Source organism: Rhodococcus sp. DK176, assembly GCF_038447315.2.
GTDB classification, from domain to species: Bacteria; Actinomycetota; Actinomycetes; order Mycobacteriales; family Mycobacteriaceae; genus Rhodococcus_F; species Rhodococcus_F jostii_A.
Window position 1 is genome coordinate 1,665,204 of sequence record NZ_CP118321.2, and the last position, 25,013, is coordinate 1,690,216.

General features: G+C 68.3%; 24 protein-coding genes. 16 read left to right on the top strand and 8 right to left on the bottom strand.

Annotated elements, in window-relative coordinates; translation table 11 throughout:
* Positions 1–37 precede the first annotated feature (37 nt).
* Complete coding sequence (locus tag PSR88_RS07880) at positions 38–811, bottom strand: SWIM zinc finger family protein (RefSeq protein ID WP_016883066.1); 774 nt, start codon at positions 809–811, stop codon at positions 38–40.
* A complete protein-coding gene (locus PSR88_RS07885; protein ID WP_029539437.1) occupies positions 808–3,639 on the bottom strand; it encodes a DEAD/DEAH box helicase in 2,832 nt (943 codons plus the stop codon). The genes PSR88_RS07880 and PSR88_RS07885 overlap by 4 nt, the downstream gene beginning before the upstream one ends.
* 373 nt (positions 3,640–4,012) lie before the next feature.
* Between PSR88_RS07885 and PSR88_RS07890 the strand changes: the two genes are divergently transcribed.
* From PSR88_RS07890 to PSR88_RS07900, 3 genes are all read left to right on the top strand, one after another.
* Complete coding sequence (locus tag PSR88_RS07890) at positions 4,013–4,915, top strand: NADP-dependent oxidoreductase (RefSeq protein WP_020476816.1); 903 nt, start codon at positions 4,013–4,015, stop codon at positions 4,913–4,915.
* A gap of 71 nt (positions 4,916–4,986) precedes the next feature.
* Positions 4,987–5,304 carry a hypothetical protein gene (locus PSR88_RS07895; RefSeq protein ID WP_005252838.1) on the top strand — a complete coding sequence of 106 codons (318 nt, stop codon included), beginning with the start codon at positions 4,987–4,989 and terminating at the stop codon, positions 5,302–5,304.
* A 64-nt stretch (positions 5,305–5,368) separates the two neighbouring features.
* Complete coding sequence (locus PSR88_RS07900) at positions 5,369–6,073, top strand: HNH endonuclease family protein (RefSeq protein ID WP_016883063.1); 705 nt, start codon at positions 5,369–5,371, stop codon at positions 6,071–6,073.
* A 20-nt stretch (positions 6,074–6,093) separates the two neighbouring features.
* Here PSR88_RS07900 and PSR88_RS07905 read toward each other — a convergent pair whose 3' ends face one another.
* The gene (locus tag PSR88_RS07905) at positions 6,094–7,668 is read right to left on the bottom strand and encodes a molybdopterin-dependent oxidoreductase (protein ID WP_016883062.1); all 1,575 of its coding nucleotides are present in this window, start codon (positions 7,666–7,668) and stop codon (positions 6,094–6,096) included.
* 85 nt (positions 7,669–7,753) lie between these two features.
* Between PSR88_RS07905 and PSR88_RS07910 the strand changes: the two genes are divergently transcribed.
* The 6 genes from PSR88_RS07910 (at position 7,754) to PSR88_RS07935 (ending at position 12,427) form a co-directional block, all read left to right on the top strand.
* On the top strand, positions 7,754–8,569 hold the full coding sequence (locus tag PSR88_RS07910; protein ID WP_011594529.1) for a shikimate 5-dehydrogenase: 816 nt from the start codon (positions 7,754–7,756) through the stop codon (positions 8,567–8,569).
* A 1-nt stretch (position 8,570) separates the two neighbouring features.
* Positions 8,571–9,038 (top strand): DUF6328 family protein, encoded by a 468-nt coding sequence (locus tag PSR88_RS07915; protein ID WP_009474250.1) that lies wholly within the window; start codon positions 8,571–8,573, stop codon positions 9,036–9,038.
* Positions 9,039–9,236: 198 nt separating this feature from the next.
* On the top strand, positions 9,237–9,746 hold the full coding sequence (gene uraD, locus PSR88_RS07920; protein ID WP_016883061.1) for a 2-oxo-4-hydroxy-4-carboxy-5-ureidoimidazoline decarboxylase: 510 nt from the start codon (positions 9,237–9,239) through the stop codon (positions 9,744–9,746).
* Positions 9,743–10,087, top strand: coding sequence for a hydroxyisourate hydrolase (uraH, locus tag PSR88_RS07925; protein ID WP_009474252.1), 345 nt, complete (start codon positions 9,743–9,745; stop codon positions 10,085–10,087). The genes uraD and uraH overlap by 4 nt, the downstream gene beginning before the upstream one ends.
* Before the next feature lie 2 nt (positions 10,088–10,089).
* Positions 10,090–10,983 (top strand): factor-independent urate hydroxylase, encoded by an 894-nt coding sequence (gene pucL / locus PSR88_RS07930; RefSeq protein ID WP_016883060.1) that lies wholly within the window; start codon positions 10,090–10,092, stop codon positions 10,981–10,983.
* A 10-nt stretch (positions 10,984–10,993) separates the two neighbouring features.
* The gene (locus PSR88_RS07935; protein ID WP_016883059.1) at positions 10,994–12,427 is read left to right on the top strand and encodes a nucleobase:cation symporter-2 family protein; all 1,434 of its coding nucleotides are present in this window, start codon (positions 10,994–10,996) and stop codon (positions 12,425–12,427) included.
* 46 nt (positions 12,428–12,473) lie between these two features.
* Here the strand turns inward: PSR88_RS07935 and PSR88_RS07940 are convergent, their stop codons facing one another.
* The 3 genes from PSR88_RS07940 to PSR88_RS07950 form a co-directional block, all read right to left on the bottom strand.
* The gene (locus PSR88_RS07940) at positions 12,474–13,727 is read right to left on the bottom strand and encodes a cation:proton antiporter (RefSeq protein ID WP_009474254.1); all 1,254 of its coding nucleotides are present in this window, start codon (positions 13,725–13,727) and stop codon (positions 12,474–12,476) included.
* A gap of 96 nt (positions 13,728–13,823) precedes the next feature.
* A complete protein-coding gene (locus PSR88_RS07945; protein WP_011594534.1) occupies positions 13,824–14,333 on the bottom strand; it encodes an O-acetyl-ADP-ribose deacetylase in 510 nt (169 codons plus the stop codon).
* A 7-nt stretch (positions 14,334–14,340) separates the two neighbouring features.
* Entirely contained in the window at positions 14,341–15,531 is a 1,191-nt protein-coding gene (locus tag PSR88_RS07950) for a benzoate/H(+) symporter BenE family transporter (protein WP_085990442.1), read from the bottom strand.
* A 58-nt stretch (positions 15,532–15,589) separates the two neighbouring features.
* Between PSR88_RS07950 and PSR88_RS07955 the strand changes: the two genes are divergently transcribed.
* Positions 15,590–16,051 (top strand): acyl-CoA thioesterase, encoded by a 462-nt coding sequence (locus tag PSR88_RS07955; RefSeq protein WP_009474257.1) that lies wholly within the window; start codon positions 15,590–15,592, stop codon positions 16,049–16,051.
* Between the two features lie 22 nt (positions 16,052–16,073).
* On the opposite strand, the gene PSR88_RS07960 is transcribed toward PSR88_RS07955, so the two are convergent.
* A complete protein-coding gene (locus PSR88_RS07960) occupies positions 16,074–17,102 on the bottom strand; it encodes a phosphotransferase family protein (protein ID WP_037197187.1) in 1,029 nt (342 codons plus the stop codon).
* A gap of 115 nt (positions 17,103–17,217) precedes the next feature.
* On the opposite strand from PSR88_RS07960, the gene PSR88_RS07965 reads away from it, so the two are divergent.
* The 5 genes from PSR88_RS07965 to PSR88_RS07985 all read left to right on the top strand — a co-directional run bounded on the left by PSR88_RS07965 (position 17,218) and on the right by PSR88_RS07985 (position 22,401).
* Positions 17,218–17,586 (top strand): DoxX family protein, encoded by a 369-nt coding sequence (locus PSR88_RS07965; RefSeq protein WP_016883056.1) that lies wholly within the window; start codon positions 17,218–17,220, stop codon positions 17,584–17,586.
* Between the two features lie 243 nt (positions 17,587–17,829).
* Positions 17,830–18,927 (top strand): pyruvate dehydrogenase (acetyl-transferring) E1 component subunit alpha, encoded by a 1,098-nt coding sequence (gene pdhA / locus PSR88_RS07970; RefSeq protein ID WP_029539434.1) that lies wholly within the window; start codon positions 17,830–17,832, stop codon positions 18,925–18,927.
* Entirely contained in the window at positions 18,924–19,907 is a 984-nt protein-coding gene (locus tag PSR88_RS07975) for an alpha-ketoacid dehydrogenase subunit beta (RefSeq protein ID WP_016883054.1), read from the top strand. Before pdhA ends, PSR88_RS07975 begins: the two co-directional genes overlap by 4 nt.
* 30 nt (positions 19,908–19,937) lie before the next feature.
* Entirely contained in the window at positions 19,938–21,191 is a 1,254-nt protein-coding gene (locus tag PSR88_RS07980) for a dihydrolipoamide acetyltransferase family protein (protein WP_016883053.1), read from the top strand.
* A 61-nt stretch (positions 21,192–21,252) separates the two neighbouring features.
* On the top strand, positions 21,253–22,401 hold the full coding sequence (locus PSR88_RS07985) for an MFS transporter (protein ID WP_037197185.1): 1,149 nt from the start codon (positions 21,253–21,255) through the stop codon (positions 22,399–22,401).
* A 4-nt stretch (positions 22,402–22,405) separates the two neighbouring features.
* On the opposite strand, the gene PSR88_RS07990 is transcribed toward PSR88_RS07985, so the two are convergent.
* Positions 22,406–24,181, bottom strand: coding sequence for a multicopper oxidase family protein (locus PSR88_RS07990; protein ID WP_037197196.1), 1,776 nt, complete (start codon positions 24,179–24,181; stop codon positions 22,406–22,408).
* A gap of 184 nt (positions 24,182–24,365) precedes the next feature.
* Here PSR88_RS07990 and PSR88_RS07995 point away from each other — a divergent pair, with 184 nt between their 5' ends.
* Positions 24,366–24,998 (top strand): hypothetical protein, encoded by a 633-nt coding sequence (locus tag PSR88_RS07995; protein WP_009474265.1) that lies wholly within the window; start codon positions 24,366–24,368, stop codon positions 24,996–24,998.
* Positions 24,999–25,013 lie beyond the last annotated feature (15 nt).

Sequence of the window (25,013 nt, forward strand, 5' to 3'; positions counted from 1 at the left end):
GAACGAGGCGAGCCTCCGCGTCCTCATCATCGCACGGTCAGCGGAAGTGCTGGTACAGCGCTCTCAGCTCCCGGATCGCGGCGTCCACCGCCCGCTCGTCCTCACTGACCGATCGGATCACCTTCCGCAACAGCAGCGGGTCGAGGTCGTCGATCGCCGCCCGGAAGTCGGCATCGGGCAGGGCGGGCAGCGGGGACTCGTCACCGAACCAGTCGTCGACGTCCGCGTCGGAGGAGTCGCCGCCGACGCCGTCGATCAGCATCTCCAGGTCGACGCCCCGCAATGTCAGGATTTCGAGCGGGTTCTCGTCGAGGCGTTCGGTGGTGAGGTACGCGACCGCCGCCGCATGCTTGCAGGGCCAGCCGTCGTCCGGGCAGGTGCAGTCGTAATTCAGCGCGGACGCCCCCGCGGGCAGCAGCAGGGGTCCGAGAACCTCCGGAACTCCGCCGCCCGCCAGCATCGCGAGACTGCCGGGTTGCCGACGCACCAGCGCGACGAGTTCCGCGACCTCCGCGTCGTCGAGGCGATCGATCGAGACGGTCGCGACGAACGGCTGGAGCTGACTGCCCTGGACCTCCCCCGTCACCATCCCAGCCGCGATCTCGAGCGAGATCACCTGACCGCTGCGCGCGTAGCTCCGCCCACGGCTCATTCGGCCCTTGTCGGCGACGAACTCGATGATGTCCACGAACTCGCGGCCCCACCACGTGCGCCCGAACGATCCGCGCTGGGACCGTGCCTCCAGCCCGCCCGCCACCGGTCGACGCTTGCCGTACTGCTCGAAGTACGGCCCCGGTCGTCGATTCGTCATTCGCCCACCGCCTCGTCACCGAGGCGGAGCAGTTCGCCCAGTTGTTCGGTGCTCATCTCCGTCACCCAGTTCTCGCCCGTCCCGACGGCGAGATCGGCCAGCTCCTGCTTGGTGGCGATCATCGCGTCGATCCGCTCCTCCAGGGTGCCGACGCACACGAGCTTGCGCACCTGCACGTCCCGCCGCTGGCCGATCCGGAACGCCCTGTCCGTGGCCTGGTTCTCGACCGCCGGATTCCACCACCGGTCGAGGTGGACGACGTGATTGGCCGCGGTGAGGTTCAAACCCGTCCCGCCCGCCTTCAGCGAGAGCATCATGATCGGCGGCCCGTCGTCGCCCTGGAACGAGGCCACCATGTCGTCGCGCTTCTGCTTGGACACGCCCCCGTGCAGAAACGGCACGGGAGTACCGAAACGCTCCGCGAGGTACGGGGTGACGAGGTCGCCGAATTCCCGGAACTGGGTGAACAGCAACGCCTTCTCGCCGTCCGCGACCACGGAATCCAGGATGTCCTCGACGAGCCCCAGCTTGCCGGAGCGGTGCTGTCCGCGCCGCATCACCGCCGACCCGTCGCGCAGGAAGTGTGCCGGGTGGTTGCACACCTGCTTGAGTTTCGTCAGGGCGGCGAGGACGGCGCCCTTGCGCTTCATCCCCTTCTTGTCCTTGATCTGCGCCATCATGTCGTCGACCACCGCCCGGTACAGCGCGGCCTGCTCCGCGGTGAGGTTGGCGCGCACCGTCATCTCGAACTTGTCGGGGAGGTCGGCGATGACCGCGGGATCGGTCTTGACCCGGCGCAGCACGAACGGGGACGTGACCGCGCGGAGCCGGGCGACGGCTGTCTCGTCCTGCTCCCGCTCGATCGGCACCACGAAGCGCTTGCGGAACATCGCCTCCGAGCCCAGGATGCCCGAGTTCGCGAAGTCGAGGATCGAGCGCAGTTCGTCGAGGCGGTTCTCGACCGGAGTGCCGGTCAGCGCGACGCGGTGCGCCGCCGGAATGCTCCGCGCCGCCCGCGCCTGCGACGTCTTCGCGTTCTTGATGTGCTGCGCCTCGTCCAGCACGACACGCCGCCAGTCCTGCTCCTTCAGGTGCGCGACGTCGCGGGCCAGCAGCGCATACGTGGTGATCACCAGATCGCTCTGTGTCACGGCGGCGGTGAACTCCGCGCCGCTCAGCCGCTGCGGACCGTGGTGGACGAGCACCCGCAGCGAGGGGACGAAGCGCGCTGCCTCGCGCTGCCAGTTGCCGACCACCGACATCGGGCACACCAGCAGCGTGGGCGTGGGCGCCTTCTCGTGTGCCAGCAGCGCCAGCAACTGCAGCGTCTTGCCGAGTCCCATGTCGTCGGCGAGGACGGCCCCGAGGCCGAGACGGCTCATGAACACCAGCCAGTCGAGCCCCCGCTTCTGGTATGGGCGCAGCGTGGCGTCCAACCCGTCCGGGGTCGGCACGTCCTGCGGCTTCGTGTCGCCGTCCAGCAACGCGGCCGCCCAGCCGGTGGCCGTGACCTCCTCCACGGGAAGATCGGACAGATCGTCCGCGATCAGGTCCTTCAGCAGGTCCACGATGGCCCGGTCGCCGCTGGCGTGCCGCTCCGCCACGTAGCGCGCGGCGCGGGAGAGCACCTCCTGATCCGCCCGAACCCACTCACCGCGCAACCGCACGAGATCGCTCTTGGAGTTGACCAGTCGATTCATCTCCGCGGCGGTGAGCACCGTGTCGCCGAGTGCCAGCTCCCAGTTGTATTGCACCAACTGGTCTTTGCCGACGGCCCGGTTCTCCGCGCTCGCCGGAGTGCTCGGCGAGCTCACCCGCAGACGCATCGACGGCGACGCCACACTCCACGCCCGCGGCAGCAGCAGGCTGATGCCCTTCTCCTTCAACGCCACCGCACCGTGCCCGACGAGGTCGATGACCACGGCGGTGGGCAACATCAGGTCCAGGCTGTCGGGGTCACTGGGAACGTCCTGCAGTCGCGGGTAGGCGGCCACGGCCTCCGTCAGCTTGCGCACCCCGATCTGCAGACGACTCGCCTCCGTGCGGTGCAACGGAATCGGCACCGGGGCTTCGCCTTCCGGTCGAAGGCAGACCTCCAGTCGCCACAGCACCGTGTCCGGGTCCCAATCCCCCTCCACGTCCACGTCTTCCGGCTCGAGGAGCCGCAGCACCAGTTCGGGCTCGTCCACCTTGAGGCTGTCGCGCCACCCGTCCAGCGATCCCGACAGCTGGGCGGTGCCCTCGGCGAACTGGTCACCCCGCACGAGCGCGTCGATCAGCGGATGATCCACGTCGCCGCCGGAATCGTCCGGGTGCCGTCGTTCGAGGACACGGCGGGCGACGGGGTCGGTCAGCTCGGTGACCATGTCGTCGAGCACGGCCCGGGGGGTCGTGCCGTGACGCTGGACCGGCGGCATCGCCACGGCCAGCTCCGTGAGCCACGCACGCTGCCGTTCACCGCCGAGCAGCCGCCAGCGCGGCCACCAGCCGCCCTCCGCCCGGTGTACCTCGGGCACCACCCGCCCGGCCCGTGCCCACCGCTCGACACCGCGGGCGACGTGGGCGAGGTAGCGCAGATCCCCGGCGATCCGGGGGTCGCGGGACGACACCGACAGCAGGAACTCCGTCGCATCCGGTGGTGCGAGCGCAACCGCGGCCCACTCGAGCATCTCCGGCCCCGACGGCGTCGGCATCGGCACCTTCACGTGATGCCGGAACTTCCGCGCCAGCATCCGCCCGACCGCGTCCGTCGGCTCCGGAGCTGCCGGATTCCGATCCTCCACCCACAGCATGAGACCCGAACCCGGTGTCCAGAGGCCGTGCAGCATGCACCCATCCAAGCAGGTGCGACCGACAGCGCGTGAAGTCCCTGCTCGCGCCATGTAACCCTCGACCATATTCCACCGATGAACGAGTTGGCGGCTGTCCACGCCGGTAACTCACCGGGATCGCTGCCGAACGTGATCGCAGTGATCGGAGGAAGACAAAATGGACATGACAGAAATCTTGCAGGTTCTCGTCCAACTCATCCAGGTCCTCGGACCGTTGATGGGTGGTGGCGGAGGGGGCGGAGGCACAGGCTCCCTGGGCGGCCTGTTCGGCTCCTGAGTTCTTACGAGAAGGCTCACCGACACCGGTTCGGTGGGCCTTCTTCGTGCCCGGATCCCGGCCCCGGTTCGTGATAGGACTGTGGGCGTGAGCATGGCATACGGCTTCAGCGAGTACGGCGGCCCCGAGACGCAGCAGTTCTTCGACGTCCCCGTTCCCTCCCCCGGACCCGGACAGTTGCTGGTCGCCGTCCACGCGGCCGGCGTGAATCCCGCCGATTGGAAGGTGCGCGCGGGCACGCGCAAGGACACCGTCCCCGTCACCCTTCCCGCCGTTCTGGGCCGGGAGGTCGCCGGTGTGGTCGCGGATGTCGGCCCCCGGGTGACCGGCTTCATGGTCGGCGACGCCGTGTTCGGCGCGACCGCCACCGGATTCGGCGGATACACCGAGTACACCCTGGTCAACACGGCCTCGGCGGCGCACAAGCCCGATCCGGTCTCGTTCGCGGACGCGGCCACGCTCCCCGTCGCGGCGGGAACCGCGTACGACGCGCTGAGCACCCTGGACCTGGCGCCCGGCAGTCGGTTGCTCGTCGTCGGCGCGGGCGGTGGCGTGGGGGTGGCGGCGTTGCAGTTGGCCGCGGCGCGGAACGTCACGGTGATCGGGGTCGCGAGCGAGAGCAAACGGGAGGTCGTCGAATCCCTCGGCGCCACCTGGGTGGCATCCGGAGACGGACTGGCCGCACGCCTACCCGGCCCGGTCGACGCCGTCTTCGACCTCGTCGGCGGTGACGCGCTCGCCGAGGCGGCGCGGGTGGTTGCGGATCCGGCGGTGATCATCAGCATCGGCGACTCGCTCGCCGCGCGCGATCTCGGCGGCTCGGGAGTGGAACGGCGCCGAACGTCCGCGGTGTTCGCGGAGGTGGCCGCGCTGGTGGCGGACGGGACCCTGGACCCGCGGGTCGCCCACCGATTCCCGTTCGCACACGCCGGTGACGCTCTCGCGATGGTCGAGTCCGGTCACACGAGCGGCAAGGTCGTGATCGAGTTCGGTTAGCAGGTCTGGATTTCACCCGTTCCGAGGTAGATGCTGGAGAGACGTAACTGCCGGACACTCGGGAGTCGGTCATGAGCATCCTGATCCAGGTTCTCGAACAGGGGTACGCGCTCACCACTCCGTGGGAGCAACGGAAGTACGCCTTCGTCGATGCCACGCACATCGTCACGATTCGACTGGACGGACAGTCGGGTGTGTGGCTCGACGGGATGAAACACGGTGAGGCACACAGGCTTGCGGTCACGCCCACCCCCAGCGAGGCGATCTTCTTCCTCCTCCGCACCCTCGACCTGCTCGCCGAGTGCAGGCAGAGCGGAGGTTCCTGGGTGATCGGCCACGACGGCACGCACCTGTCGTCGATCGCCGCTGTGCGCCTGCCCTTCACTTGACCTGTCGGGGGCCCGGTGCATACTCCGGGTGGTAGGGGGAGATTCGTCGAGCGCCGGGGGACGCATGAGACTTCTGTACGTGGCCGCGTGGCTGGCGGCGATCCTGACGGTCTGCGGTTGCGGGGTGTCACTTCTCGACCTCAGCGGCCCCGGCCCTGCGCCGGGCAGTCCGCCCCGCGCACACATCGAGGAGTTGCTCGGCCGGGTTGCGACGGTCGAGTCCCGCCCGCACCCCGGCGGATACCAGCGCGGCTGCTCCGGCAAGGAGTTGTGTGTGTTCGGCCCGGCCTGGACCGACGACCAGGACGCCGCGGCGGGTCACGACGGGTGCGACACCCGCAACAACGTTCTCGCGCTCGATCTCCGCTCGGTGGCGTTCCGCGACGGCACCCGCGACTGCGTGGTGCTGAGCGGCGTCCTGGCCGATCCGTATTCCGGCGAGGTGCTTCCATTCGACCGGGCCGACGCGAAAGCCGTTCAGATCGACCACGTCTACCCGCTGGCGGCGGCGTGGGACATGGGCGCGTCGACGTGGTCGCCCGAGCGTCGGCTCCGGTTCGCCAACGACGTCACGTTCAATCTGCTGGCCGTCAACGGTGCGGACAATCAGGACAAGGGCGACCGGACCCCGCAGGACTGGCTGCCACCGAATCCGGCGTACCACTGCTTCTACGCGGGCAAGTACCTGTCGGTGGCGGTGGAGTACGGGCTTCCGGTGACGGTGGCGGACCGCGACGCGCTCGCCGAGGTGGCGAAGAAGTGTCTGTGAGCGCCTCAGGCGACGGCGCCTCAGGCCACGGTGAAGGACCGCGTGTGCCAGCCGGTGGCGCCACCCGGAATCGGAGGCGTCCGCTCCTCCACCTGAACGTTGCCGTCCAGATCCGTGGCACGCACCTGGAGGGTGTGCAGGCCGGACGTGGCCTGCCACTCCCACGTCCACTGCCGCCAGGTGTCGATGGTGTACTGCGGGGCGAGGGTCGCCGTCTGCCATTCGCCGTTGTCGACCCGTATCTCCACCTTCGCGATGCCGCGGTGCTGCGCCCATGCGGTTCCGGCGACGAGGACGGGTCCGGGCGGGGTGGGCGCGAACGAGGCGGGCACGTCGATCCGGGACGCGGTCTTGATCGGACCTTTCGCGGACCATCCGCGCTGGGTCCAGTAGGCCTCCGCCTCGTCGAATCGCGTGAGTTCCCAATCCACCACCCATTTGGTGGCCGACACGTAGCCGTAGAGACCGGGGACGACCTGCCGCACCGGATAACCGTGCTCGAACGGCAACGGCTGACCGTTCATCGCCACCGCGAGAATCGCGTCGCGCCCGTCCCTCAGGGCGTCGACCGGGGTGCCCGCCGTGAAGTCGTCGCTGCTGGTGGACAGCAGCATGTCGGCGCCCGGGTGCACACCGGCCTCGTCGAGGATGTCCTTGATCGGGTAGCCGATCCACGTCGCGTTGCCGGCAAGGTTTCCGCCGACCTCGTTGGACACGCACGTCAGCGTGATCACCCGTTCGACGGGCGTCCTCGCGACCAGGTCGTCCCACGTCAGCGTGAGCTCGCGGTCGACCATGCCGTGGATGTGCAGTTGCCAGTCGTCCGTCGTCAACCGCGGGACCCGCAGGGCGGTGTCGATCCGGTAGAAATCCTCGTTCGACGTGACGAACGGGGTGGCTCCCGGCACGTCGACGTCGGTGCCGGGAGCGATCGGGGCCGCCCGGTCCGACACCTCGGGAAGGGCGAAAGCGCGGCGGTTGTCCAGAGCTCCCGCGGCTTGCTGCCCGAGGTGGCGGCCGGCGGCTCCCGCGGCAGCGGCCGTCGCGGCGGCAGCCGCCGCCAGCAGAAGAAAAGTCCGGCGCGGCAACCACGAATCCTCGGCATCCGAATCCTCGGGCGCCCGCGCGGCGGTCGTCAGCACCCGCAGAACCGCGATGCCGGCGACGACCCCCACCACGGTCGGCAGTGCAAACATCCACGTGGCGCTGGGACGCTGGGTCGAGGCAACGATGCCCACCAGCCCGAGAACCGCCAGGATCGCGCTGCCGAACGGGGCGCGGGGGCGCTCGACGATTCCCGCTGTCGCGGCGAGGAGCACGATGAGGATCGTCATCCCGACGAACAGTGCGGGTTTGTCGTTGGTGCCGAACGTGTCGATCGCGAACTCGCGAGCCCAGGCAGGACTGCGGTCCACCGTCGTCGATCCGACCGCATAGAACGGCGACGAGTTCGGGTCGATCAGCACCGACAGCAGTTCGCCCACCCCGAGCACGACGCCGGCGGCGATCACTCCGGCGAGCGCGCGGGAGAACAGGTGCCGCCGCCTCCGAGGCGTCCGCGCCGCCTCGTCCCGGTCACCGATCGTCGTAGTCATCGCAGCCCTGCTCCTTTGCCGTCGTCACCGTGTATTCGGAGCTGAGAACGCGCACGGATGGGAGCCCACTACTAGTATTTACCGGATGAACCAGCTCGACAAAGACACTCTTCTCTGCATCTCGCTCTCCGGCCGACCGAGCAACATCGGCACCCGGTTTCACAATTATCTGTACGGCGAGCTGGGCCTCAATTTCGTCTACAAAGCGTTCACCACCAACGACCTCCAGGCCGCGGTCGGCGGCATCCGCGCGCTGGGCATCCGCGGCGCCGGCGTCTCCATGCCGTTCAAGGAGCAGATCATCGAGTACGTCGACGTGATGCACGAATCGGCGTCGGTCATCGAGTCCGTCAACACGGTGGTCAACGAGAACGGAGTGTTGCACGCTTACAACACCGACTATCAGGCCATCGCGAACCTGTTGCGCGACAACGCGTTGCCGCACTCGCTGTCCGTCGCGGTGGCCGGGAGCGGCGGAATGGCCAAAGCTGTGGTCGCCGCCGTGCGCGACTACGGCTTCACCGACGTCACCGTGGTCGCCCGCAACGAGACCACGGGCGGTGCCGTCGCGAAGCAGTACGGATTCGACTGGCAACCCGAACTCGGCGCGGCACGGCCGGGGCTCCTGATCAATGCCACCCCCGTCGGCATGGCGGGCGGTCCCGAAGCGGACGATCTGGCGTTCGAACTCGATGCGATCGATGCGGCGGAGGCCGTGTTCGATGTGGTTGCCATGCCCGCCGCGACGCCGCTGATCCGGGCCGCGGCCGAACGTCACAAGACCGTCATCACCGGCGCCGAGGTGATTGCACTGCAAGCGGCGGAGCAGTTCGTGCTCTACACCGGTGTCCGCCCGTCCCCCGAAGAGATCCGCAGGGCCTCCGAGTACTCACGGTCGTGAGGTGAGCACCGAGGAGACACCCGCGCAACGGCTCGCACGCAACTTCAGCGAGCTGCTGCAGGAACTCCGTGTCGCGCAGGCAGGCGTGCAGATCCTGTTCGCCTTCCTCCTCGCGGTCGCCTTCACCGAGGCGTACGAGGAGCAGTCGTCCGGCCTTCGCATGCTCCATCTCGTCACGGTGCTCCTGGCAACGGTGTCCTCGGCGCTGCTCATCGCCCCGGCGGTCTGGCACCGGGTGCTGTTCCGTCAGGGCCGCCGGGTCGACATCCTGCGCAAGGCCAACCTGTTCGCACTGTGGGGTGTCGGATTTCTCGCCGCAGCCATGACCGGCACCGTGCTCCTGATTGCCGAAGTGGCAGTGGGCGGTCCGGTCGCGATCGTGATCGGGGTGGCGGCCGCGCTGATGTTCGCGACGCTGTGGTTCGCGTTTCCCCGTCTTCTCGCTCACGATCCCGGCGGCGAGGACTAGAACCCCACATTTCGGCGCGACCGCGCTCGCGCACTGTTGTGCTACAACGGCTTTCGCCGGTTCTGATTTCGGCACGCCGCGGACCGCACTCGCATCCGAATCTGGATCAATTCAATTTTGGGTCTTGACATGAATTGTGACCCCTGTCACGCTTCTCTATACGGAATCATTATTTCGCATTGTGGAAGAAAGGGTCGCATGGATCTCGATGCAGGACTCCAACGATTCAACGAGGCTTCACAGTCCGAGGCAACGGAACTGGCGCGGATCTGCCTGGATATTCCCCGGTGGGCAGACGAACTCGTGTCCGCCCGGCCGTACACCGATCGTGCCTCACTCCTCACCGCGGCCAGGACGGGCGCCGGCCCGCTCTCCGCGGGGGAGATCGAGCAAGCCCTCGCGCACCATCCCCGAATCGGTGAACCCCCGGGAGGCGACGACGCCCAGGCGCACCTGGCACGCTCGGAACAGTCGAATGTCGATTCGTCCGACGCAGCGGCGCAGAAACGGCTCATCGACGGCAACCGCGCCTACGAGGACAAGTTCGGCCGGGTCTTCCTCGTCCGCGCCGCCGGCCGCAGCACGTCCGACATCCTCACCGCACTCGACCGCCGGCTCCTCAACGACGAGGACAGCGAATTAGCCTTTGTCGCAGAGGAACTGCGCGACATCGCCGCACGTCGGCTCGCCGGGATGCTGGACGCATGAGCGAGATCAGCCAGGTCACCACCCACGTGCTGGACGCGGCCGAAGGCATGCCCGCGCGGGAGGTGCCGGTCACGCTGACGGTCCAGCGACAGTCCGACTGGATCACCGTGGCCGAGGCCGTCACCGACGACGACGGACGCGTCACAACCCTGGGCCCCGCCCGACTCGAGCCGGGCACCTACCGGATCGTCTTCGACACCGGACGCTATTTCGCAGTGAAGGGACGTCCGGCGTTCTACCCCGACATCACCATCACGTTCGCGCTGACCGACAGCGAACAGCACTACCACGTACCAGTGCTTCTCAGCCCGTTCGCATACTCGACCTACCGAGGGAGCTAATCATGAGCAAGATCGTGCTCGGCCAGAACCAGTACGGCAAGGCAGAAGTCCGGTTGGTCAAGATCACCCGGGACACGAAGCGACACGAGATCGACGACGTCACCGTGACGTCGCAACTGCGCGGCGACCTCGACGCGGTACACACCGAAGGCGACAACGCGCACGTCGTGGCCACGGACACCCAGAAGAACACGGTGTACGCGTTCGCCCGCGACGGCGTCGGCTCGATCGAGACGTTCGCCATGCGGCTCGGACAGCACTTCACAGGGGAATTCGAGTGGATCACCGGCGGCCGGTGGGAGATCGAGCAGTACTCGTGGGCGCGGATCCCGGTCGACGGCGAGGGCCACGACCATTCCTTCGTCCGATCGAGCGACGAACGGCGAAACACCGTGGTCACCATGGACGGCGATCGGACGTGGATCGTGTCCGGTCTCAGCAACATGGTGGTGTTGAAGTCGACGGGCTCGGAGTTCCGGGGCTACCCGAAGGACAAGTACACCACGCTGCAGGAGACGTCCGACCGGATCCTCGCCACGTCGGTGAGCGCCCGGTGGCGTTACCTCACCACCGACGTCGACTTCGACAAGACCTTCGAGAACGTGCGGGCAATCATGCTGGAGGCCTTCGCCACGACGCATTCGCTCGCGCTGCAGCAGTCCCTGTTCCAGATGGGTTCGGCGGTACTCGAGGCGCACCCCGAGATCGCCGAGGTGAAGTTCTCGATGCCGAACAAACACCACTTCCTCGTCGACCTGGAACCGTTCGGACTCGACAACCCCGGCGAGGTGTTCTTCGCGGCCGACCGCCCCTACGGGTTGATCGAGGCGACCGTCGAGCGCGAGGACGCTCCCGACGCCGGCCGCGCCTGGGATTCCGTTCCCGGATTCTGCTAGGAGCGCGGCGATGAAGCGGATCGGACACCGGGTTGCCGGAACTCCCGGACCCGAGGACGAGCGTTTGCCGATCGGAAAGTCGTACGTCTACGGGTTGCAGCACATCCTGACGATGTACGGCGGCGTGATCGCGCCTCCCCTGATCGTCGGCGGCGCCGCCGGGCTGACCGGCGTCGAGATCGGCCTGCTCGTGTCGGCGGCATTGTTCGTCAGCGGTGCGGCCACACTGCTGCAGACCCTCGGCGTTCCGTATTTCGGGGCAAAACTTCCCCTGGTGCAGGGCATTTCCTTTGCCTCGGTGTCCACGATGGTGGCGGTGGCCAGCGGTCCGGGTGGACTGCGCTCGGTGTTCGGAGCAATCATGGTCGCCGGCGCGATCGGACTGTTGATCAGCCCGTTCTTCTGCAGGATCGTGCGCTACTTCCCGCCCGTCGTCACCGGATCGATCATCACGGTCATCGGCATCTCCCTCCTTCCGGTCGCGGTGCGCTGGGCGATGGGCGGCAACGCCAAGGCGCCGGACTGGGGTTCGATGTCCAATATCGGGCTCGCCGGATTCAGCCTGTTCGTCGTGCTGCTGGTGAGCCGGCTGGTACAGGGAACCCTGTCGCGGCTGTCGATCCTGATCGGCATCGTCGTGGGAACCCTGTTCGCCGCGCTGATCGGCAAGGCCGACTTCGGTGCCGTCGGGAAGGGCGCGATCTTCGAACTGCCGCAGGTGTTCTCGTTCGGCACTCCGCTGTTCCAGATCGGCGCGATCATCTCGATGACCGTGGTGATCCTCGTGATCATGACCGAGACGACGGCGGACATCCTGGCGGTCGGCGAAATCGTGGGAACGAGGGTCGATGCCCGCCGGGTCGGCGACGGTCTCCGCGCCGACATGCTCGCCACCACCGTGGCACCGGTGTTCGGCACGTTCCCGGCCAGCGCGTTCGCTCAGAACGTCGGGCTGGTCGCGATCACGGGGATCAAGAGCAGATACGTTGTCGCGGCCGGAGGTTCGGTTCTGTTCGCTCTCGGGCTGTTCCCCGTCCTGGGGCGACTGGTGGCGTCCGTGCCACTGCCGGTCCTCGGCGGTGCGGGGATCGTCCTCTTCGGTTCGGTGGCCGCGAGCGGAATCCGAACACTGTCCAAGGTGTCGTACGACGGCAACCTCAACCTGGTCATCGTCGCGGTGGCCCTCGGATTCGGGGTCATTCCGATCGCCGTGCCCGAGTTCTACTCGGCCTTCCCGGAGTGGGTCCACATCGTCTTCGACTCGGGCATCAGCGCGGCCAGCATCGTCGCGGTGCTGCTGAACATCCTGTTCAACGAGGTCAAGGCCGGCAACCGGCCCACACCCTCGGTGGTCTCGGCGGCGCCGCCCGTCCTCGTCCACCCAGCCGAGGACTCGGAGCACCCGGCAGACACGGCGCGCACCTCCGCCGTGCGCAATGAGTAGACAGCCGGAACAGGCCACCCCCCGGTCGAGCGGTGCGGTCGCGACGCTACCGGTCCGCGACTGCACCGCCCTCCCGGCGAAGATCGAGCAGGCGCATCACCCGTGTCGCACTCACCCCGTGGACGAGGACGGAGAGGACGACGGTGAAGGCCACCGTCGACCACAACCATTTCTCGTCGTCCACGCCGGCTTCCGCAGCGGCGTAGGCGAGATAGTAGATCGACCCGATTCCGCGAACCCCGAAGAAGGCGGTGACCCGGCGCTCGGGACCGGACATCTCCTCGCAGCCCAGCAGTGAAAGCCATCCCACCACCGGCCGGATGACGAACACGAGGGCTGCCGCGACGAGAACCCCGCCCCACGTCAGTCCGGTCAGCAGACCGGAGGTGAGTGCCACCCCCAGCAGGAGCAGGACGGCGAGGGTGAGCACGTGTTCGAGTTGCTCGATCAGGCTGTGCATCTCGGCGTGGTAGTCGTGGGCCCGCTCCGTCCGACGGATCGCGACGGCGCAGGCGAAGACGGCGAGAAAGCCGTATCCCCCGGCCAGTTCGGTGAGTCCGTACACGGCGAACGTGGCGGCGAGCGCGAAGATGGGTTCGCTGCGTTCGGCGAGGCGCATGTGGGTGATCGGGAAGCGGAAGACCGCGCGGCCGAACAGATCACCGGCAATCCACCCCAGAGCCGCGCCGATGACGACCTTGCCGATCAGCTCCCAGGCCACCCACTGCACGATCCACTGCTCGATCGGCCCCTTGCCGATCATGAACAGTGCCAGATACACGAACGGGAAGGCGAGAGCGTCGTTGAGCCCGGCCTCCGAGGTGAGCGCGAACCGGACCTCGTCGTCCTCCCGATGGGACTCGCCGCCCGAGGTGGGACCTTCGACCTGCACGTCGGACGCCAGAACCGGGTCGGTGGGCGCGAGGACCGCCCCGAGCAGGATCGCGACGGCGGGAGTCAGTGCCGCCACCCACCAGCCGAGCAGCGCGACAGCGGCGATTCCGAGAGGCATCGCGATCAGCAGCAGACGCCACGTCGAATTCCACGTCCGCCAGCCCAGAGGCCTGTCGATCGCCAGTCCCACACCCATCAGGGCGACGATGACGCAGGTTTCACTCAGGTGCTCCGTCACGGCCGGATGCAGTGCCGGCGACAATGTGTCCGTGCCCGACTCGCCGAGCAGCAGGCCGCCGCCCGCCCCGACCGCCAGGACGATCAGCGGCGCCGAGACGGCACGGTCCTGGAACAGGCGCGGAACGGTGGCGGCCAGCAGAAGAGCCAGTCCTGCCGTGAGATACACGAAATCGGTGTTCAGTGCGGTCCACCGCCTCCGCGTGGGGAAGATCCAGTCCGGTCGCCTCCGGTTACCCCCGTGCGCGGATCCGAACCAGCGCCGTCACCCCACCTCACCCCGCAGCAGGGACGCCATCCGTGCGTCGAACGCCACGAACAGCACCCGGGGAATTCCGGCGTCCGACTCACGGACGGCACCGACCGCCTGCCGGACGGCGTCGTCCGCGGGCCAGCCGTACACCCCGGACGAGATCAGCGGGAACGCAACGGACTGTGCGCCGAGATCGGAGGCCACCGCCAGGCTGCTGGTGTAGGCGCTGCGCAGGGTGGCCGACCGATCGTCCGACGCGGAGTACACGGGGCCGACCGTGTGGATCACCCATCGAGCCGGCAACCGGCCCGCCGTCGTCGCGACGGCCTGCCCCGCCGGGAGTCCGTCCTGCAGTGTGGTGGCCCGCAGATGCCTGCATTCGGCCAGGATCTCAGGGCCACCGGCCCGGTGGATTGCGCCGTCCACGCCGCCACCCCCGAGCAGTCCGGAGTTGGCGGCGTTGACGATGGCGTCGACCTCGACCGTCGTGATGTCACCCTGCACTACCTCGATGGTGGTCATCACCCCATTATCGCCGCGAGCTCACCGCGACCCGGACGATCAGTCCGGCGACCAGCGCCCAGAACGCGGACCCGATGCCGAGGATGCTCACCCCCGACGCGGCGATCAGGAAGGTGACGACGGCGCCTTCCCGTTCGCGGACGTCGTCGAGGGCGGAGGCCAGTGCCCCGCCGAGGGTGCCGAGGAGCGCGAGACCGGCGACCGCCTCCACGACGCCCTCGGGTGCCGCGGCGATGAGCGTGGCCACCGCGGCGGAACAGGCGGCGAGCACCAGGTAGGCCCAGCCTGCCGTGAAGGCCGCAACCCAGCGCTTTTTGGGATCGGGGTGTGCGGACGGCGCGGCGGCGAGGGCGGCGCTGATGGCGGCGAGGTTGATGGCGTGTCCGCCCGCGGGCGCGCCCACCAGGGTCCCGACTCCGGTCACCAGCATGGCCGGCCGCCACGGCACCCGGTAGCCGAACGAATTCATGACGGCGGTCCCGGGGATGTTCTGGGATGCCATCGTCACGATGTACAGCGGGATCGCGATCCCGATCATCGCCTGCCACGTCCAGGCCGGTGCGGTGACGTCGAGTCTCGGCAGGAGCGCACTGGTGTCGAGTCCGTCGCTGCCGGAGGCGAGACCGACCGCGATCACCACTGCGGCAGCCGCGAACGCGGCCGGCACCGCCCACCTCGGCGAGTACCGCTGCAGAACCAGCCACACGAGAACCACGGGCGCGACGGCCAGCGGAGCGTCACGCAGCGCCAGCACCGGCGCCAGGCACAGCGGCAGCAGCACCCCCGCGAGCATCGCCTGCGCCAACGCCGAGGGGATGGCCGCGATGAGCCGTCCCAGCCGCGGCCACAGCCCGGTGAGGATCACCGCCGCCCCCACGACGACGAACGCCCCGACCGCAGCCGGCCAGCCGCCGCTCACCGTCCCCGCACCGGCGAGGAGCGCGGCGCCCGGCGTCGACCACGCCAGCGTGATCGGCATGCGGTAGTGCCGCGACATCCACAGCATGCCCAGCGCCTGCGTCACACACAACGCCAGCAGTCCCGACGCGGCCTGGGCGGAGTTCGCTCCCACCGCCGTCAATCCCGTGAGGACGACCGCGAACGAACTGGTGAAGCCCACCAGGGCGGTGACGATTCCGGCGCTGATCGGCTGGGCGGCGGAATCGGGTGAACGCACATCGCTGTCGGGCACAGACATAGGATGCGATTCTGCCCGACGCGTGGTCCGGGGGATCCGTGGCATTAGGGTCGGCACGGTGAAACACGACGACGCCCCCGCGCTGCCGACCGCCGCCGACTTCCCCGCCCTGTGGCCGGTGCCGACCCGTTGGGAAGACAACGACCACTACGGGCACGTCAACAACGTCACGTACTACTCGTACTTCGACACGGCCGTCAACGGCTGGCTGATCGCGACGACGGGCACCGACATCCGCGATTTGCCCGCCATCGGCGTGGTCGCCGAGACGTCCTGCAAGTACGTCAGCGAGTTGACGTTTCCGGACCGTCTGCAGGTGGGGTTGTCCGTCGAGAAGCTGGGCACCCGGAGCATCGTGTATGCGCTCGCGATCTTCCGCGAGAACGACGACGCACTCGAACTCGCGGCTCTCGGCCGTTTCGTGCACGTGTATGTGGACGCGAAGACCCGGAGACCGGTGCCGATTCCCGACGAAATCCGGAGCGCTGCAACCCTTCTGGTGGTGCCGGACGCCGTCTGAACGTCCGGCACGACCAGGCGGTTCAGCGCAGTCCCTCGGCCTCCGCCGTGGCGACCGCCCGGGCGATGATGCCGTCGATCAGCGCGACCGTGGGCGCACCGGTCTCGGCCTTGTTCCGGGGGTCGTCGATCACCCGGCGCAGGACGCCCTCGGCGATGATCGCCAGTTTCCACAACGCCAGCACGTGCCAGTACCCGACATGCGTGACATCGCGTTTCGTGTGGTGGACGTAGGCCTCCACGAGGTCGGCCCGGGTGGGGAATCCCTCCAGGGTGGAGGCCGGGAACGGTCCGGCGTCCTCGTCGCCCGCTTCGGGCCAGTAGGCCAGCAATGCGCCGACATCGGCGAGGGGGTCGCCCAGCGTGCACAGTTCCCAGTCGACCACCGCGACCACCTCACCTTCCTCGGGCGAGGTGATGACGTTGCTGAGGTGAAAATCACCGTGCACCAACGACAGTTCGGTCTGCTCCGGCATGTTGCGCTCGAGGATGCCCGCCAGGTCCTCGATTGCCGGGACCTCGCGGGTACGGGACTTCTCCCACTGATCCGTCCAGCGCTTCAACTGCCTTGCCGCGTACGGCTTGTGACTGGCCAGATCCTCCAGCCCGGCATCTCCGAGATCGACCGCATGAATCTTCGCGAGAGCCTTCGGCATCGCCAGTCCGACGGCATTCCGCTGTTCGGGTGTCAGCTTTTTCGCCACGCCGACACTGTCGATCACCACCCCCGCGACGTAGCTCATCAGCACGAGCGGCGCGTCCGTGACCTCCGGATCGTCGGTGAGCCCGAGGATCTTCGGCACCGGAACGTCGGATCCCTGCAGAGAGGACAGAATCCGATGTTCGCGGACCACGTCGTGCGCCGACGCGAGCAGATGTCCGAGCGGTGGCCGCCGCAGCACCCACCGACCACCACCCGCATCGCTGACCGCGTACGTGAGATTCGACTGACCGTTCCCGATCCTCTCGAAGCTCAGCGGCGCGATCGCTCCCACGCCGAGTCCGGCAATCCACGCAGAAACGGCATCTTCGTTCAGCCCCACAGCATTCACGCGCTCGATGCTAACCGCTCGGAAGCCCGATGCGGAGGGAACCGGTCCGCACCGCAGGTCGCGGCCCTAGGGTGGCAACAGTGAGGCCGATTCGGCCGGAACTGGAGGGACCGACGTGGAAGTTTTCCTCATCGTGTGCGGCGTGCTCCTCGCCGTGAGTGCCGTCGCCGTGAGCATTCCCAAGCTGAGGCTGAAGGGAACCGCGTGGACGGGGTTGCAATCCCGGGGCCTGAGCGGACAGCAGGTGCGGCTGATCGGCGTGGCGGAACTCGCCGGGGGTGTCGGCGTTCTCGTCGGCCTCTACTGGACTCCACTGGGAGTGATCGCGGCGGTGGCGCTGCTGGTCCTCCTCTTGTGCGCAATCGCCTTCCACGTCCGGCACGGCGACTACGGCAACCCCGATACCCGGGCCGTCGCGATGCCCGCGGTGTACCTCGCGGTGCTGGCCGTCCTCGCCTCGATCGGGTTCGTGTTCGCGGGGTGATCCGGGGTTCTCCGACCCTTGCAGCAACAACCTGGCGTCGGCTGTGTCCGAATTGGTCATTGGACGCAGCATGACACCTCAACGTCCCCTGAAACTGGGCATTCTGCCCGGAGCCGGCGGTGCCACTTGCGCACTTCGCATTCTCGTGGATGCTGTGAAGTAGGACACACCCTTGCCCTACCGCAGTACCCGTCTCCTACGAACCCACAAGGTTCACGGACTCGACAACGCGAGGTGACCCCGATGGTCGACAAGATTGCCTATCCGGTCCAGCTCATCCAGCCGGACGGCCGACGGGTCTTCAGACCCGACTACACGAGCCTGGTCCGCGACATCGGACCCGACCAACTGCGCGGCCTCTACGAGGACCTCGTGGTCGCGCGTCGGATGGATGTCGAAGCCGTCGCCCTGCAACGCCAGGGCGAACTGGGACTCTGGGCCCCCATGCTCGGGCAGGAAGCCGCACAGGTCGGCTCCGCCCGCGCCCTCCGATCCGACGACTACGCGTTCATCAGCTACCGCGAACACGCCGTCGCCTACTGCCGGGGCGTGGACCCGGGGGTGATGACCCGCATGTGGCGGGGATGCGCCCATTCCGCGTGGGATCCGAGTTCCGTGAACCTGACGAATCCCGCGATCGTCGTCGGCTCCCAGGGGCTGCACGCCACCGGGTACGCCATGGGCGCCCATCTGGACGGCGCGGAGATCGCGACGATCGCCTATTTCGGCGACGGCGCCACCAGTCAGGGCGACCTCGCCGAGGCCCTCGGCTTCTCGATGAGCTTCAACGCGCCGGTCGTATTCTTCTGCCAGAACAACCAGTTCGCGATCAGCGAACCGGTCCACCTGCAGAGTCCCGTCCCCATCGCGCAGCGCGCCGCCGGTTACGGCATGCCCGCCCTCCGAGTGGACGGCAACGACGTTCTCGCGGTCCTCGCGGTCACCCGCCAGGCCACTCAGCGGGCGCGCGAAGGCAGTGGGCCGACGTTCATCGAGGCCGTCACGTACCGGATGGGCCCCCACACCACATCGGACGATCCCACCCGGTATCGGGCGGCAGCCGAGACCGAGGTCTGGAAGGCCCGCGACCCGATCGACCGGATGAGGCGCCTCCTCGACCGGGAGGGCCTGCTCGACGACACGTTCCTCGCCGGGGTGCAGGCCGCCGCCGACGACGTCGCGGCGCGACTGCGGTCCGGGACCATCGGTGCTCCCGATCCGGAGCCGCTCGACTTGTTCGAGCACGTGTATTCCGCCGACCACCCACTCATCGACGAGGAACGCGAGCAGTACGCCGCGTACCTCGCGGGCTTCGCAGGCATCGAGGAGGCACTGTCATGACCACCACCACACTGTCGCTCGGCGCCGCACTCAACGCAGGCCTCCGGCGCGCCCTCGAACACGACCGCAAGGTCGTGATCATGGGTGAGGACGTCGGACGCCTCGGCGGGGTCTTCCGCGTCACCGACACCCTGCAGAAGGATTTCGGCGACAACCGGGTCATCGACACCCCACTCGCCGAATCCGGAATCATCGGCGCCGCGTTCGGCATGGCCCTGCGCGGTTACCGGCCCGTCTGCGAGATCCAGTTCGACGGCTTCGTCTACCCCGCGTTCGACCAGATCGTGTCCCAGGTGGCCAAGATTCACTACCGCACGCAGGGCCGGGTCACCGCGCCCCTCACGATCCGGATCCCGTACGGCGGCGGCATCGGCGCGGTCGAGCACCATTCGGAGTCACCGGAGGCGTACTTCGCGCACACCGCCGGACTGCGCGTCGTCACACCCAGCAACCCGGCGGACGCGTTCCACATGATTCAGCAGTCCGTCGCGGCGGACGATCCGGTGGTGTTCTTCGAACCGAAGCGGCGGTACTGGGACAAGGCCGAATTCGACCTGGACGCCGAACCGGACCTGCCACTGCACCGGGCCCGGGTGGCCAGAGAGGGCACGGACGCCACCATCGTCGTGTACGGCTCCGTCGTGCCGACGGCCCTGTCGGCCGCGTCCATCGCCGCCGACGAGGGGCACTCGCTCGAGGTGATAGACCTGCGCTCCCTCTCGCCGATCGACTTCGACACCATCGAGGAGTCGGTTCGCAAGACCGGAAGACTCGTCGTCGCGCACGAGGCGTCGACGTTCCTCGGCCTGGGCGCGGAGATCGCCGCGCGCATCTCCGAGCGGTGCTTCTACCAACTGGACGCGCCCGTCTTGAGGGTCGGCGGATTCGACGTTCCGTATCCCCCGGCGAAGCTGGAACTGCACCATCTGCCGGACGCCGACCGCCTGCTCGACGCGGTCGACCGCAGCCTCGCGGCCTGATCGCACTCATCGGAGGAGAGGAGCCGTCCGTTGGCGCAGGAATTCCGCCTACCCGATCTCGGTGAGGGGCTGACGGAGGCCGAGCTGGTCTCCTGGGCCGTCGAGGTGGGCCAGACGATCGGACTCAATCAGGTGATCGGAGAAGTCGAGACAGCGAAGGCGCTCGTCGAGTTGCCTTCGCCGTACGCGGGTGTCGTAGAGGAACTGCTGGTTCCGGCGGGCGCGACGGTGCCGGTCGGGACGCCGATCATCCGGGTTGCGACGAATGCGGCCACCGAGGAACCTCCCGCGCGCACGCCCGTTCTGGTGGGGTACGGGCCCGAGGCCGCCGCCGAGAGCAAACGGGCTCGGCGGAGGCTGGTGACCGCTCCGGAGACCGGCACGTCCGGTCCGGACCGTCGGCGCCCCGACGCGTCGCCGGCGGCCCGGGCGACCGCCCGTGAACTCGGGGTCGACCTCGCCGTCGTCGCGGGGACGGGGCCGTCCGGCGCCGTCACCCGGAACGACGTCGAATCCCACGCGGGTTCGGCCGGGCAATCCGTGCCGTCGACACCGGAGCCGCCGGAACCGTCGGAGCAGTCGGAGCGCGAGACCCGCACCCCGATCCGCAGCGTCCGGAAGCAGACCGCGGCGGCAATGGTCCGCAGCGCGTTCACCGCCCCGCACGTCACCGAATTCGTGACCGTCGACGTGACCCGGTCGGTGGAACTGCTCGAACGACTGCGAGGCCTCCCCGACTTCGAGGGACTGTCGGTGACACCGCTGAGCCTGGTCGCGAAGGCGATGATCGTCGCGCTGCGCGAGAACCCGAGTCTCAACGCCTCGTGGGACGAGGAGAACCAGGAGATCGTCACCAAGCACTACGTCAATCTCGGTATCGCCGCGGCCACGCCCCGCGGTCTGGTGGTCCCGAACATCAAGGAGGCGCAGTCGCTGAGCCTGCTCGAACTGTGCCGCGCGATCACCGAACTGACTGCTACCGCGCGCAGCGGCAGAGCCGAACCCGCGCAGCTGACCGGCGGCACGGTGTCGATCACCAACGTCGGAGTGTTCGGTGTCGACGCGGGGACGCCGATTCTCAACCCCGGCGAATCGGCCATCCTCTGCCTGGGCAGCGTCACCAGGCGACCGTGGGTGCACGAGGACGAACTCGCGGTGCGGTGGGTCACCACCCTGAGCGTGTCGTTCGATCACCGGGTGGTCGACGGCGAGCAGGGGTCGAGGTTCCTGTCGTCCGTGGCGGCGATGCTGCACGATCCCGCCTCACTGCTCGCGCACCTCTGATCCTCGGTACGTTTGGTCGGTGAGCACTTCCCGAGCGTCCGCGGTCGACACGCGCGAACCAGTGGCCGAGCCGCTCCGCCGGGCGCGCGCGGGAACGTTCGGGATCTTCGGGATCAACGGATTCCTGCTCGGCATGTGGGTCGTGCACATTCCGGCGATCGAGGACCGGATCGGCATCAGCCACTCGACGCTGGGTTCGCTGTTGCTCCTGCTCGCGGTCGGCGCGATCGGCGGCATGCAGGTCAGCGGTCCACTGGCCGACCGGTTCGGCAGCAGGCGCATGGTGATCATCGCCGGACTCGCACTGTCGGCCGCCACTGTGGGCCCGGGGCTGGCGTCCGCGGCCTGGCAACTCGGTCTCGCCCTGCTCGTGTTCGGCTTCGCGAACGGCGCACTGGACGTGTCGATGAACTCGCAGGCCGTCGAAGTCGAGCAGCGGTACGGACGGCCGATCATGTCGGCGTTCCACGCCCTGTTCTCCGTGGGCGGGGTGGCAGGATCGCTGCTCGGGGCGGCGACGCTCGCAGCCGGGTGGGCACCCGTGACGGCGTTGCTGGTCGCCGCAGGTGTCGGGGTCGTCACCGTCGCCGCGGGCTCGCGGTGGCTGATGGCGGACCGTCCCCGCTCTCGGCACGACACCGCTCCCGCCGACAAGGCACAGGGCCGGCTGTCCACCCGGGTCCTCGCGCTCGGTGGCATCGCCTTCGTCCTCATGCTGTCGGAGGGTGTCGCGAACGACTGGAGCACGCTGCAGGTCAAGGAACACCTCGGAACGTCGGATTCCGTCGCCGCCCTCGCGTTCGGTGCCTTCTCCGTGATGATGACGGTGGGCCGGTTCACCGCGGACCGTGTGAGCGGAGCGCTCGGTCCCGTCGCCGTCGTCCGCTACGGCACCCTGATCGCGGCCCTCGGAATGCTGCTCGTCGTCGTCTCCGGGCTGCTCCCGCTCACCGTCCTGGGCTGGGCGTTGTTCGGCCTCGGGTTGTCGGGCTGTGTCCCGCAGATCTTCACCGCCGCGGGAAACCTCGGCGCGGGTTCCGCGGGCACCAACATGTCCCGGGTGGTGGGGCTGGGGTACGTCGGATTCCTCGCCGGCCCGGCCACCATCGGCTGGATCACTCAGGTGGTTCCGCTCACCGTCGCGATGGTGGTGCCCCTGGTCTGTGTGCTGGTGGCCGCCATGTTCGCGGGGGCGGTCCGGCGCACCTGACCTTTCAGGCCGGCGTGCGGTACCTGAGCATCATTTCGTGATCCTCGTGATCGAGGATGTGACAGTGCCAGACGTAGCCCTGCAGCGATCTCGGACCACCGGTGGGTCCGTGTCCGTGGGCGTCGTGTGATTCGTTCCCGAACACCGCGTCGGGGTCGAAGCCCAGCCCCTCCGCCGTGGGAAACCGCACGACGATTCTGGTGACGGAATTGGCGTTCGCCAGCACCGTGTCCTTGAATCCCCGCTCCCACGGTTCCGCCGGAAGGAGCGGAGAGATCGTGAACGCGTCCGCCGACGGAGTCCACCGGATGCCGAGCGGCGGCTGCGGGGTGGCGAACGCGAATCGCAGAGTCTCGATGACCTGACGCCCCAGCACCCGGAAGTTCGCGAGATGCAGATGCACGGGATGCGGATCATTGGTCGCGTTGATGATGTTCCACTGCTCTACAGTGCCCTGGCGCGGCAACTCGATGTCCTCGGTCGAATACCGGAGATTGTTCAGGGACATGATCGACGGCGGAAGCCGCACGTCGCTCGGCTGGCTGAGCGTGACGTTCCGGAAGACCTCGGGCCGCGGGATCGGCGGCAGCAATTCCGGCTGCGCTGGTCCTCCGCGCAGTGTCGCCGGGGGCGCGCCGGCGAATCCGCGGGCAGTGCCCACCCGGAAACGGCAGAACCTCGGCATCGTGCGTTCGCCGATCAGTGCGGCCTGGAACGGCGGCGGCTCGTCGTTGCAGAGTTCCACCGTCGATCCCGATTCGAGAGTTCCGAAGTCGACGAGGACGTCGACACGCTCGGCTGGGCTCAACCGCACCCGCGTCACCGCGACCGGGGCGTTCAGCAGCCCGTTGTCGCCGCCGATCACCCAGAACCGCATCCGGTTGCCGAAGTACAGATTCCACACACTCAGCGAGCCCGCGTTGACGAGTCGCATTCGATACAACCCCCGGGCCACGTCGAGTTCCGGCCACACCTTGCCGTTCACGACCCCGACGTCGCCGACCGCGCCCCCTTCCCAGCTCCCTCGCGGGACGGCGGGCGTCGAGCGGATCCGTTGCCTGCCCTCGGCGGTGAACATCTTCTCCTGCAGCACGAGGGGAACCTCGAACTCCCCCGCCGGCAGACGCAGCGGATTGTCGGCGCGCCCGGTGTCGAAGTCGTCCCGCAGCAGGTACAGCCCGACGAGGCCCGCATAGATGTTGAGTCTGGTCACCCCCATGGCGTGGTCGTGGTACCACAGTCCGGCCGCGTCCTGCCGGTTCGGAAGATGGTGCAGGTACTCCTGACCCGGCCGGAACACCTGCTCGGGGTGCCCGTCGAACTGCGGCGGATTCACCCCGCCGTGCAGATGCGTCGCCGTGGGCACCTGCGTGCGGTCCCGTTCGCTCAGCCCGTGCAGCGACGTATCGAAATCGAACGCGAACGGGTGGACGGTGATGCTGTTCCGGAAGGCGATCGTCGTCGGCTGATCGATGTGCGCCTCGATCGTCGCGCCGAGATAGTCCGCTCCGCTGTATGCCAACGCCGGCGAGGGCGGCAGATCGGCGTGGAACTGGTGGAGTGTGCTGCTCGCGTGGACGTCGACGGTCGTCCCGGACATCGTCGGCAGGATCGGGAGCCGATCACGAAAGGGTTCGAGCGGGGGCGAGGAGAACATCAGGGGTCGCAGCGGATCGATGTCGAAGGGGAAGGCGCTCGCCGACCCGGCCGACACCGCGCCCAGCCCACCGCCGAGCGCCACCGCACGCAGCAACGATCGGCGCGAGATCCGTCCACTCATATCGGTCACATCGGGTGTGTTCACGCGGAAAGACGATTCGAGATCGGTCGGCGACGACGTTACTCCGCCAAGTGCGGCACCCACCCGCGATCGGGACACACACTCGCCGCACGAACAGGGCCGTTCACCGACCTCACAGCGGCCTCTCATCGATCGTTCAGCGTCGGTTGGCACACTGTGTGTCGTGACCGAATCGACTAGCAGGCTGCGTCGCAGTCTTCGTCGCCTCGCCTTCGCCGCGGCGGGTGTGGCGGCACTGTGCGCGCTGTACCTCATCCGCCCCGAATCGTCGGGTCTCGTCCTCCCGGAGGCACTCCGACCCGTCGCCGATCCTGTAATCCAGGCGATCGACATCACCACGGTGCTCGCAGCGACCGTCGTACTCGCCATCGTCGCGGCGATGCGAAAACTTTCGTACGGCATGGGTGCGGTACTGCTGCTGTGTATCGGCGCGAATCTCACCAGCGCCGCAGTCCGGGCATGGGAATCGGATGCGCCGTCGGTGCTCCTGCCGAGCGGGCACGTCGTCGCCGTCACCGCGCTGTACGGTTCGGCGCTGCTGGTGTCTGCGCCGCGGTTCCGGCCCGTCATCGCGGGACTGGGTTTCGCCGTCGTCCTCGGTGTCGCGGGGGCAGCCGCGCTGGTCGAACCGATCGGCATCTTCGGCCTTGCGGCCGGCCTGATCATCCTGGCGATCTGGTGGGCGCTGGCGTCCACCCTGATGCTGTACTCCCCCGTGGCCGCCGAGCGTGAAGAGCGACGGCCCGACACCGCGGCCATCGCCTTCTCCCGGCACCGCGGCAGTCTGCGCCTCTGAGGCGCTTCGCGCCCG